Below are 9,741 nucleotides of genomic sequence, written 5' to 3'. Positions count from 1 at the left end.
GACGCCGAGTTCGGTGGCGAGGGCGTTGATCGATACGCCGGGGGAGTTCTCGTAGAGGGCGACCGCGTCGCGGCGGAACTCCTCGGTGTAGGTCTTGATCGGCATGGTGGCAGGTTACCTTTCCTCCTCGGCAGGGTGCCGGGTTGTCGGGTGTCTACCAAACAGGGGTCAGGTCCGCCGTCGTGCTGTGTGCCGTGATTACCTGGCTCAAGGCTTTAGGAGACACGCCCTAGTCACCTCCACCATGTAGTCGGCGATGCCGCGCGGATCGGCCAGGAAGTCCCGCAGGGCCCGGTGGGAGGTGGTCTGCTCCAGTTCGAGTTCCAGCATGTCCCCCTCGGTGGTGAACTCGAGGATCCGTGCGCCGGGCAGGGCGAGGAGCACCGGGGAATGGGTGACCAGGATGATCTGTGCGCCCGCCGCCGCGACCTGGTGGAGCTCCGCCAGCAGCGTCATCTGGCGGATGAGGGAGAGCCCCGACTCGGGTTCATCCAGCAGGTAGAGGCCCTGGGCGTGGAAGCTCTCCTGCACGATGTGCAGCACCGACTCGCCGTGGGACAGGCGGTGCAGATCCACCCCGGCGTGGTCGCGGTTGTAGCGTCCGGCCACCGAGAAATGGGATTCCGCGCGGAGGAAATAGCCCTCCATGGCGCGGTTGCCGCGGGCGACGGCAGCCACCCCACGCAGGGGATTCTCCCGCTCGCGGACCTGGGAGGTGAAGGCGCCGCCGGCGCTGTTGAAGCCGCAGCTCACGGCGATACCTTCCAGGAGGGTCGATTTACCCACCCCGTTCTCGCCGGTCAGGCATGTGATCTGCTGGCGCAGGGGGATCCGGCCCCGGTGCTGCAGAGCCCGGAAGGCGGGGACCTGCGCCACCCAGGAGGGGACCCGGGCACGGGGGACCGGCAGGTAGCTGTGGACGAAGAGCCCGCTCACGGCTCCTCCCCGGTGAGGAAGGCCGCGGTGCCGTGCGGATCAGACATGAACTCCACCGCCGCGCGGTGGCACTCTGTCTCCTCGAGGGTGCGTTTCTGCAGGCCGGACTCATCCAGCTCGAGGATCCGCGCGCCGGGGACGGCCAGGAGGATGGGGGAGTGGGTCGCCATGATGAACTGCGCCCCGGCGTCCGCGAGGTGCCACAGCCGGCCGAGGAGTTCGAGCTGGCGCAGGTGGGAGAGGCCGGCCTCGGGCTCGTCGAGAAGGAAGATCCCCTCGTCGTGGAAGCGTCGCTCCACCAGGGCCATGAGCGATTCGCCGTGTGACATGTGGAGCAGGTCGTCGATGGGGGAAGGGCCGAGGCTCTCGTGGTAGGCGGCCACGTTGAGGTGTGACTCGCCGCGGAGGAACCAGGCGTCACGCGGGTTACGGGGGCGTGTGAGCAGCAGATGCTCATGGAGAGGAGAGACGGAATCCGCGACGGTGGAGACGGTGGCGTGCCGTGATCCGCCCTCCGGGTTGAGGCGCAGCCCCACGGCCAGCGCCTCGACGAGGGTGGACTTCCCGGTGCCGTTCTCGCCGGTGAGGATGGTCACCGGCGTGTCGAACTCCAGCGGCTGCCGCTCCAGGCTGCGCACCACAGGCAGATCGGCGAGCCAGGAGGGCAGCTCCGTGCGGGGCGTGTGCAGACGCGCGGCGCGGAGGAACATCTACCTGCGCAGGAGGGCGAACTCCCAGGCCCCGAGGCGGGTCTCGTCGAGTCCGACCGCAGGTTCCGTGAAGGAGTGGATGAGTTCCCCGCCGAAGGGTGCCGTCACCTCGGTGTCGGAGAGGTTCGCCACGAGCAGGACGTCCTCCCAGCCCATGGCGAGCCACTTGTGCTCCTCATCCCCGGTCTCCACGATGAGGCGGGAGAGGTCGGCACGGGACAGGCCGAGTTCGCGGCGCAGACGCAGCAGTTCCCGGTAGGCGGCGTGGATCTGCTGCTGCTCCTCCGTGAAGTCCCAGTCCAGCTTCGAGGACTCGAAGGTCTCCGGGGCGTCCGGGTCGGGGATCTCGGAGTGGTCCCAGCCGGAGCGGGAGAACTCGCGCTTGCGGCCCTCGGAGGTGAGGCGGTTGAGGTTGTCGTCGGTGTGGGAGCAGAAGAAGGCGAAGGGGGTCTGCGCGCCGTACTCCTCGCCCATGAACAGCATCGGGGTGAAGGGGGAGCAGTAGATCACCGCGGCCTTCAACACCTGCTGAGCAGGCGTGAGGTTCATCGACGGACGGTCGCCCCGCGCCCGGTTACCGGTCTGGTCGTGGGTGGTCGTGTACGTGACCAGGCGGTGCGCGGGGATGGAGTGCACGTCGATGGGACGGCCGTGGGTGCGGCCCCGGTAGGAGGAGTACGTGCCGTCGAAGTAGAAACCGCCGCGCAGGGTCTTGGCCAGGGCGTCGAGGGAACCGAAGTCCTCGTAGTAGGCGTGGTTCTCACCCGAGACGATGGTGTGCAGGGCGTGGTGGATGTCGTCGACCCACTGGCCCGCCAGCCCGTAACCGCCGCCGTCGCGCCCGGTGATCAGGCGCGGGTCGTTGAGGTCGGACTCGGCGATGATGTGGCGGGGGACGCCGGTGCGGGCGGTGACGTCGTCGGCGACCTCCTGGATCTGCTCCATGAGGGAGTACGCACCGGTGTCGTCGAGGGAGTGGACGGCGTCGAGGCGCAGGCCGTCGATACGGTAGTCGTCGAGCCACAGGCGCACCGAGTCGAGGATGAAACGGCGCACCTCGTCGGAGTCGTGGCCGGAGATGTTGACCACCTCACCCCAGCCGGTGGAGCCGCCCGCGGTGTAGGGGCCGAACATGCCGTTGTAGTTGCCGTCGGGGCCGAAGTGGTTGTACACCACGTCGAGGATGACGCCGATGCCGGCTGTGTGGGCGGCGTCGACAAGCCTCTTGAGCCCCTCCGGACCGCCGTAGGCGGCGTGGACCGCGTGCCACTCGACACCGTCGTAGCCCCAGTTGCGCTCGCCGCCGAAGGGCTGCACGGGCATGAGCTCGATGGCGGTGACGCCGAGGTCACGCAGGTAATCCAGCTTCGAGATGACCCCGTCGAAGGTGCCCTCCGGGGTGAACGTACCGACGTGCAGCTCGTAGATGACCTGCCCGGCCAACGGGCGGCCGGTCCACACGGCGCTCCAGTCGAAGTGCGGGTCCGTCACCTCGGAGAGGCCGTGCACACCGTCGGGCTGGGAGGTGGTGCGGGGATCGGGGAGGGTCTTGGACCAGTGCTCGCCGTCGAAGAGCTCAAAGCCGTAGCGCATGCCCGGCTCCGCGACGCGGTCCGCCACCCACCAACCGCCGGAGGTCGCCCGCATGGCGATCTCCTCGTCAGGGAGGCGGAGACGGACATCCCGGGCATAGGGGGCCCACACGGAGAACGGTTCATGCGCAGTCATGCACCCCAGGCTAACGGAAACGCCAGCTACTATCAGTGTTCATGCTCACGACCTACCAGTTGCCCGCCGCCGACCGGACGTGGACGCACGAGTGGGAGGTCAAACGGTCACGCTTCTACTCGCTCGCCCGCCGGACCTCCGACGAGGACGCCGCCCGCGACTTCATCAACGAGATCCGCGCCGAGTACCCGGACGCCCGCCACCACTGCAGCGCCTACATGCTCCACGTCGAGGGCTCCAACCCCATCGAGCGCTCCTCGGATGACGGCGAGCCCTCCGGCACCGCCGGCAAGCCCATGCTCGACATGCTCCGGGGTTCAGAGCTTCTCGACACCACCGTGGTCGTCGTCCGCTGGTTCGGCGGCGTCAAGCTCGGCGCGGGCGGCCTCGTCCACGCCTACTCCCAGTCCGTCGGCGACCTCCTGCCGAAGATCGACCGCGTCACCCGGGCGGTCCGCGAGCTCTACCTCATCGAGGTGCCGCACGCCGACGCCGGCCGCCTCGAGGCGGACTTGCGCAACCGGGGCATCGCGGTCACCGACACCGACTACGGGGCGGCCGTCACGTACACCCTCGCGGTGGAACCGGGCGGCCGTGCCGAGCTGGAGTCCACCCTCGCCTCCCTCACCGCGGGTGCGGTCGTGCCGGTGGAGGCGGGCACGTCCTGGGTGGAGTATTAGGATGGTGCGCATGACAATGCAGCGCCGCCCGAACAACCCGATTGAACGTCGTAAGCAGGCCGTCCGGAAGTACACCCGGAATGCGGCCGTCTCCGTCGGCGGTGGCGTCGTCGGCGGCATCGCCCTCGGCCTGCTCTTCACCAGCTGGACCTGGCTGATGCTGGGCCTCGTCGTCGCCGTGGTGGGTGGCTTCTACAACTGGAACAAGGTCCAGAAGATCGTCAACCACCGCGACAACTACTAGCCGTGTCCGGGTCAGTCCGTATCGACGTGTGGGTGTGGGCGGTGCGCGTGTTCAAGACGCGGTCCGCCGCCGCCACCGCCGTCCGGGCCGGTCACGTCAAACTCAACGGCGCGGCGGTCAAGCCCGCCCAGCAGGTCGTGCCCGGGGACCGGGTCCGCGTGTGGGTAAACCACCGCGAACTGCACCTCGAGGTGGTCGACACCCCGCGCAAACGCGTCGGCGCCCCCGTCGCACGCACCTGCTACATCGACCATTCGCCGCCGCCCCCGCCGAAGGAGATCCTCGCGTCGATGCCGCGGCGCGACCGCGGGGCCGGCCGGCCCACCAAGCGGGAACGCCGGGAGCTCGACCGGCTGCGGGGCCGCGAGAGCTACTGACCCCCTACTTCAGCAGCTCGCGCACACGCGGGATGACCTCCTCGCCGTAGAGGCGGATGGTCTCCAGGTTGTGCTCGTGGGAGGTCGGGCCGTTGGCGTACTTGAGGGTGAAGCGGTCGATGTCCAGGGCCGAGACGGTGTCCGCGATCTTGCGCGCGACCGTCTCCGGGGAACCGACGTAGAGCGCACCGTGGTGGACCTCCGCCATGAACTGGTCCCTGGTGGGGGCGGACCAGCCGCGCTCGGCGCCGATGCGCTGCTGCCCGGCCACCCAGTTGTCGTAGAGACGCTCCTGCGCCTCCTCGTCGGTGGGGGCGATGAGGCCGGGGGAGTGCACACCGATCGGGGCCTGCGGCTGGCCGAACTCCTCGTTCGCACGACGGTAGAGATCGACGAAGGGACGGAAGCGTCGCGACGCCCCACCGATGATCGCCAGCATCAGCGGCAGGCGGTGGCGGGCGGCACGGACCACCGACTCCGGGGAACCGCCGACGGCGATCCACACCGGGATCTGCTCCGCCAGCGGCGGATGGAGATGATCGACGCCGCGGTCCCAGTTGATGGGGTCGCCGGAGGCGGCGGCGTCGAGAAGCGTGCGCATGAGGGCCAGCTTCTCCTCGAAGAGCTGCTGGTAGTCCTGCAGGTCGTAGCCGAAGAGCGGGAAGGACTCGATGAAGGAGCCGCGGCCGAGGGTGATCTCCGCACGGCCGGAGGAGATGGCCTGGATGGTGGAGAAACGCTCCATGATGCGCACCGGGTCGTCCGAGGACAGGACGATGACGGAGGTGGTCAGGTGGATGTTCCCGGTACGGGCGGCGATCGCGGAGAGGACGATGTCGGGGGCACTGACGGCGAAGTCATCGCGGTGATGCTCGCCGATGCCGAAGACGTCGACCCCGACGCGATCGGCCTCGACCGCTTCCGCGACCACGTTGCGGATCACCTGGTCAGGTGAGACGCCGTTGATGTCGCCGAAGGTGTCGAGGCCGAAAGTGAGTTCAGGTTTCATGTTGACGATGATACGTCAACAACACTCCGGGTTCTACCAGAGTCCCCAGTGCGCGGGCGGGAAGTCGATGCCCAGCGGACGGAGGAAATTCGCGATGGTCAGTGCCCACACGTGGATGGCGTCAGCCACCTGGGGGAAATCTTCACGGATGGACGAAACCATGTTTTGGTGCTCCTTTATTCGCGGGTGCGGTAGACCCTGTTCATACTACTGCCTGTCTGTCCTTCCGTCGCGAAGGATCCGTGCGGCGCGCATTGTTTTCAGCCGACGGGCCAACTGCTGCGGACGTTGCGCCGGACGCAGACCGATCTCACCCGTCCTCCGGATGTGCTCCTGCCCGTACCTGCGCAGCAGCAGATCGTCGATGAGACGGATCTGACCGGGGCGGAAACGGTAGTTCAGGGCACCGCGGACCGAGTCGATGTCGATGTCGTCGAGCAGCGCATCCAGCTCAGCCACCGTGGTGATCCCGTCAGCGGCGAGGATCTCCGCGAGGAAACGGTAGTTCTCCGAACGCGAACGCGGGAAACGGTTGCCCAGCAGCATCGCCAGCACACCCGGCAGCGTCTCGGCGGTGAGGTCGACATCCTCAGTCGAGGACTCGTCGGTGTACTGCGCCGCCGCGATCTGGTCGAACTGCTGGTCCGCCAGCTCAATGAGCCCGGCGGCCAGCGCGAAGGCACGGTCCACCTTCGGATCCAGCTCCTCCTGACCCCGTTTGTAACGGATGTCGTGCTCGAACTCCGCCCAGGCGTGCTGCAGGACCGTGCGGATCTGCACCTCGAAGCTCACCCCCAGATAATCGGCGAGCTCCGTCACGTCGGTGGAGTTCTCGTCGACCGTGAGGATCAGGTGGTGGGAGCCGTAGCCGAAACCACCCGAGATCCGCGTCTCCGCGGTCTTGTCCACGGAACGCTCCACCGTGAAGGACTGCCGCAGCACCTCGATGGCCACGGGGATCTCCGTCGAGTGGAACGTGGTCACGCGCACGCCGATGAGATCGTGGATGTCCTCCCACGGCTCGGGGTACATCCACTCACCGTCAGGCCGCTTCTTGTAGGCCTTCGCCTTCATCGACGGCCAGTCCTTCACACGCGCGACCACCCGGTCATAGGTGACGCCGGCGTCGGCGAGGAGATCCTCCACGCCCGCGGCGAAATCCTCCGCCGCGTCCGGATGCGCCCGCACCCAGTCGTGGTATCTGCTGCCCAGACGGGCGATCCGGTCAGACATCACGCTCCACCGGCTGCCTGACCAGCAGTGCCGTCGGGAAGATCCGCAGAACCTCGGACAGCGGCACCGTGTTCTCGTAGGTGCGGCAGGTCAGACGGTCCAGCCACGTGCCCTCCGGGAGGGTGACCGTGGTGTCCTGCCAGCCGCCCCGGCGCTCCAGGTCGAGCGGACGGCGGGTGGCCAGGGTGATCACGCCGATCCCCTGCTCACCCGGGACATTCGACGCGCCCCGGGCCAGGCCGATGAGGTGCGCCTCCGCCGGGCCGACCGCGAACACGGCCTGCATCTCGCCGCCCACGAAGTACTCCGGGTGCTCGGTACGGACCTTGAGCCCCTCGTGCACGATGTGCAGCTTCGCACGGTCACCGTAGAGGTCGAGGTGCGGGTAGTCGCCGGTGGTCGCCAGCTGGGCCTCGGCCTCCGCGGCCAGATCCTCCCAGTCGACGCCCTCATCGAGGATGTCCAGCGTCTGCTGGCGGGCCGTGTAGTCCACGAAACGACGGTTGTCCGGGTCGACGAGGGAGTCATCGAAGAACTCGGTGCCCTGGTACACGTCCGGGATGCCGGGACCGGTGAGCTGGAGCAGCTTACGGCCCAGGGAGATGCGGACCGCGCCGCGGGCCAGCGGCTCCACGAACTCGGTGATCATGGAGGTCACGGGGCCGTCGAGAAGCACGTCGACCCAGTCGAGGACGGCGTTCTCGAAGGCCTCCACCGGACCCACCCACGTGGTGTGCACGCTCGCCTCACGCAGCGCCTTGATGGCGTAGGCGCGGAAACGCTCACGGAGCTGCTCCGTGACCTGACCGTCGGCCGGCCACACACCCAGCAGGTTCTGCAGCAGGAAGTGCCCGGTGCCGGAATCCGGGGCCGGGACCACCGAGGTCACGCGGTGGACCAGCTCGGAGAAGTCCAGGGGACGCTCGGTCAGCTCGATGATCCGGGCGCGGACGTCCTCACTGCGCTTGGTGTCATGGGTGGACAGCGTCGTCATCGCCTTCGGCCACAGACGGGCCCGCTCCTGCTGGAGCAGGTGGAACTCGGCCGCCGAGACACCGAAACGACCCGGCGCGCCACCCACCTCCTGCAGTGCGACGAGACGGCAGGCGCGGTAGAAGGTGGTGTCCTCCACGCCCTTGGCCATGACGGCGCCACAGACCTGCGCGAAACGGATCTTCGCCTCGGCGTTGGCGTTGAGGGCCGCGACGATGAGGTCGAGCGAGTCACGGCGCGACGGGAAGCGGCGCGACATCTCCGCGACGACCGTGGCGGTCACCCGTGACAGGGAGAGGTAGTCGGCGCGGTAGACCGGCATGGCGGCGACGAGCTCGGTGATCGTGGTGAGCAGGTCCTCCTCCGACACGGAGGAACCGGCGGTGGAGAAGTTGTCACGGCGCATGGCGCGGGCGAGGCGGCGGATCTCCGCGGCCAGCTCCGTCTGCGCGACCTCCCGCTTGAGCTGCTGTTGGGTGACGTGGACGGCGGCCTCATCCCACGTGGAGCCGGAGTGCTGCAGCGCCAGCATGGACAGGGAGTCCTCCGCCTCCCGGTCGATGAACACGCCGTCGAGCTCACGCAGGGCGTCATAACCGGTGGTGCCGTCGACGGCGAGACGCGGATCCAGGGTCTCGTCGACCTCGAGGATCTTCTCCACCACGAGCCAGCGGTCCGGGCCCACGACCTCGCGCAGACGGTTGAGGTAGCCGAAGGGGTCGGACAGGCCGTCCGGGTGGTCGACGCGCACGCCGTCGATGATGTCCTCGGCGATGAGCTGACGCACGATGCGGTGCGTGTGCTCGAAGACCATCGGGTCCTCCTGGCGGATGCCCGCCAGACCGTTGACCGAGAAGAAACGGCGGTAGGAGATGACCCCGTCGCGCCAGTACATGAGACGGTAATGCTGCTGCTCGTACACCTCGGCGACGTCGTCGTCGACGCTGACGTCCTCCCCGACGGGGAAGAGGTTGTCGTAGTAGGCGAGGACGACCTCCCCGTCGACCTCCCGCAGCTCCAGCTTGTCGACGTCCTCCGGCGAACCCAGCACCGGCAGACCCAGCTTGCCGCCGGCACCGTTGTCCGCGTGCCAGTCGATGTCGAAGTAGTGCTCGTACTCGGAGTCCTGCCCGTGGCGCAGGACGTCCCACCACCACTTGTTCAGACGCGGGTTCTCCACACCGAGGTGGTTGGGCACGATGTCGATGATGAGCCCCAGGCCGGCCTCATGGGCGACGTCCGCGAGCTCGCGCAGACCCTCCATGCCGCCGAGCTCCGGGTTGATCTCGGTCGGGTCGGTGACGTCGTAGTTGTGGTTCGACGTGGGGATCGCCGTGAAGATGGGGGAGAGGTAGATGTGACTGACTCCGAGGGACTGCAGGTACGGAACCTGGGCGGCCGCCTCGGCGAAACCGAAGGCCCGTCCCGACGGGTCCGCCTGCGGTCCGCGCAGCTGCAGACGGTAGGTGGCGGTGATCGGACGACGCATGGAACTCCTCAGTTAAATGATGTGGAATGAAGAAAAGTGCTCCCTACAGCCTAGGCGGGAGTGGGCACCGGTGTGTGGGACGACACAGCCGCCGGGAAGCCGTGGCGCCGTTCCAACGGGGCCCGCGACAGCGCGGTCCCCAGATCCGGGGCGTACCTGCCGACGTCCCCGCGGGGCACCGCCACCACCGTCCTCTCCGTCAGCGCGAGCCAGGCGACCGGCCCTCCGGTGAGGTCGGCGAGATGCTCGTCGAGCACCGTGAACGGGTGCGGGTGGGCCAGCCAGCTCGCCGCCGGGGCCCCGGGCAACGCCACCTGCAGGCCCGGCGCGCCGGGCCCGAGG

The 9,741-nt window shown here is 68.3% G+C and carries 11 protein-coding genes and 1 pseudogene; 3 read left to right on the top strand and 9 right to left on the bottom strand.

Annotated elements, in window-relative coordinates; genetic code table 11:
* From GXZ33_RS12215 to treZ, 4 genes are all read right to left on the bottom strand, one after another.
* A partial coding sequence (locus tag GXZ33_RS12215; protein WP_291341489.1) for a transposase occupies positions 1 to 105 on the bottom strand: 105 nt, incomplete at its 3' end.
* A gap of 102 nt (positions 106 to 207) precedes the next feature.
* Complete coding sequence (locus GXZ33_RS12210; protein ID WP_291341487.1) at positions 208 to 936, bottom strand: AAA family ATPase; 729 nt, start codon at positions 934 to 936, stop codon at positions 208 to 210.
* Positions 933 to 1,646, bottom strand: a complete 714-nt coding sequence (locus GXZ33_RS12205; protein ID WP_291341485.1) for an AAA family ATPase — start codon at positions 1,644 to 1,646, stop codon at positions 933 to 935. The genes GXZ33_RS12210 and GXZ33_RS12205 overlap by 4 nt, the downstream gene beginning before the upstream one ends.
* Complete coding sequence (gene treZ, locus GXZ33_RS12200; RefSeq protein ID WP_291341484.1) at positions 1,647 to 3,374, bottom strand: malto-oligosyltrehalose trehalohydrolase; 1,728 nt, start codon at positions 3,372 to 3,374, stop codon at positions 1,647 to 1,649.
* A 41-nt stretch (positions 3,375 to 3,415) separates the two neighbouring features.
* Between treZ and GXZ33_RS12195 the strand changes: the two genes are divergently transcribed.
* Genes GXZ33_RS12195 through GXZ33_RS12185 form a run of 3 tightly spaced genes read left to right on the top strand, consistent with a single transcriptional unit; the run spans position 3,416 to position 4,675 of the window.
* Complete coding sequence (locus GXZ33_RS12195; protein WP_291341481.1) at positions 3,416 to 4,054, top strand: YigZ family protein; 639 nt, start codon at positions 3,416 to 3,418, stop codon at positions 4,052 to 4,054.
* Positions 4,055 to 4,064: 10 nt separating this feature from the next.
* Positions 4,065 to 4,298: a hypothetical protein gene (locus GXZ33_RS12190; RefSeq protein ID WP_291341479.1), complete on the top strand. Its 234-nt coding sequence runs from the start codon at positions 4,065 to 4,067 to the stop codon at positions 4,296 to 4,298.
* Between the two features lie 2 nt (positions 4,299 to 4,300).
* Positions 4,301 to 4,675 (top strand): RNA-binding S4 domain-containing protein, encoded by a 375-nt coding sequence (locus GXZ33_RS12185; RefSeq protein WP_291341477.1) that lies wholly within the window; start codon positions 4,301 to 4,303, stop codon positions 4,673 to 4,675.
* A gap of 4 nt (positions 4,676 to 4,679) precedes the next feature.
* Here the strand turns inward: GXZ33_RS12185 and GXZ33_RS12180 are convergent, their stop codons facing one another.
* From GXZ33_RS12180 to GXZ33_RS12160, 5 genes and pseudogenes are all read right to left on the bottom strand, one after another.
* Positions 4,680 to 5,684: an LLM class flavin-dependent oxidoreductase gene (locus GXZ33_RS12180; RefSeq protein WP_291341475.1), complete on the bottom strand. Its 1,005-nt coding sequence runs from the start codon at positions 5,682 to 5,684 to the stop codon at positions 4,680 to 4,682.
* A 33-nt stretch (positions 5,685 to 5,717) separates the two neighbouring features.
* The gene (locus tag GXZ33_RS12175; protein WP_291341474.1) at positions 5,718 to 5,846 is read right to left on the bottom strand and encodes a hypothetical protein; all 129 of its coding nucleotides are present in this window, start codon (positions 5,844 to 5,846) and stop codon (positions 5,718 to 5,720) included.
* A 45-nt stretch (positions 5,847 to 5,891) separates the two neighbouring features.
* Positions 5,892 to 6,917 carry a GTP pyrophosphokinase family protein gene (locus GXZ33_RS12170; protein ID WP_291341473.1) on the bottom strand — a complete coding sequence of 342 codons (1,026 nt, stop codon included), beginning with the start codon at positions 6,915 to 6,917 and terminating at the stop codon, positions 5,892 to 5,894.
* On the bottom strand, positions 6,910 to 9,399 hold the full coding sequence (treY, locus tag GXZ33_RS12165) for a malto-oligosyltrehalose synthase (RefSeq protein ID WP_291341472.1): 2,490 nt from the start codon (positions 9,397 to 9,399) through the stop codon (positions 6,910 to 6,912). The genes GXZ33_RS12170 and treY overlap by 8 nt, the downstream gene beginning before the upstream one ends.
* 50 nt (positions 9,400 to 9,449) lie before the next feature.
* Positions 9,450 to 9,741, bottom strand: a pseudogene (locus GXZ33_RS12160) (hypothetical protein); the annotation flags it as partial.

Source organism: Corynebacterium sp., assembly GCF_012838985.1.
Taxonomy (GTDB): domain Bacteria; phylum Actinomycetota; class Actinomycetes; order Mycobacteriales; family Mycobacteriaceae; genus Corynebacterium.
Note: the sequence above shows the minus strand (reverse complement) of the source record. Positions and strands in the feature narration are given on the sequence as shown.

Excerpts from the sequence above, each read along its gene's own strand:
- GXZ33_RS12205 (WP_291341485.1), bottom strand. The coding sequence starts at position 1,646 with ATGTTCCTCCGCGCCGCGCGTCTGCACACGCCCCGCACGGAGCTGCCC.
- treZ (WP_291341484.1), bottom strand. The coding sequence starts at position 3,374 with ATGACTGCGCATGAACCGTTCTCCGTGTGGGCCCCCTATGCCCGGGAT.
- GXZ33_RS12195 (WP_291341481.1), top strand. The coding sequence starts at position 3,416 with ATGCTCACGACCTACCAGTTGCCCGCCGCCGACCGGACGTGGACGCAC.
- GXZ33_RS12190 (WP_291341479.1), top strand. The coding sequence starts at position 4,065 with ATGACAATGCAGCGCCGCCCGAACAACCCGATTGAACGTCGTAAGCAG.
- GXZ33_RS12180 (WP_291341475.1), bottom strand. The coding sequence starts at position 5,684 with ATGAAACCTGAACTCACTTTCGGCCTCGACACCTTCGGCGACATCAAC.
- GXZ33_RS12175 (WP_291341474.1), bottom strand. The coding sequence starts at position 5,846 with ATGGTTTCGTCCATCCGTGAAGATTTCCCCCAGGTGGCTGACGCCATC.
- GXZ33_RS12170 (WP_291341473.1), bottom strand. The coding sequence starts at position 6,917 with ATGTCTGACCGGATCGCCCGTCTGGGCAGCAGATACCACGACTGGGTG.
- treY (WP_291341472.1), bottom strand. The coding sequence starts at position 9,399 with ATGCGTCGTCCGATCACCGCCACCTACCGTCTGCAGCTGCGCGGACCG.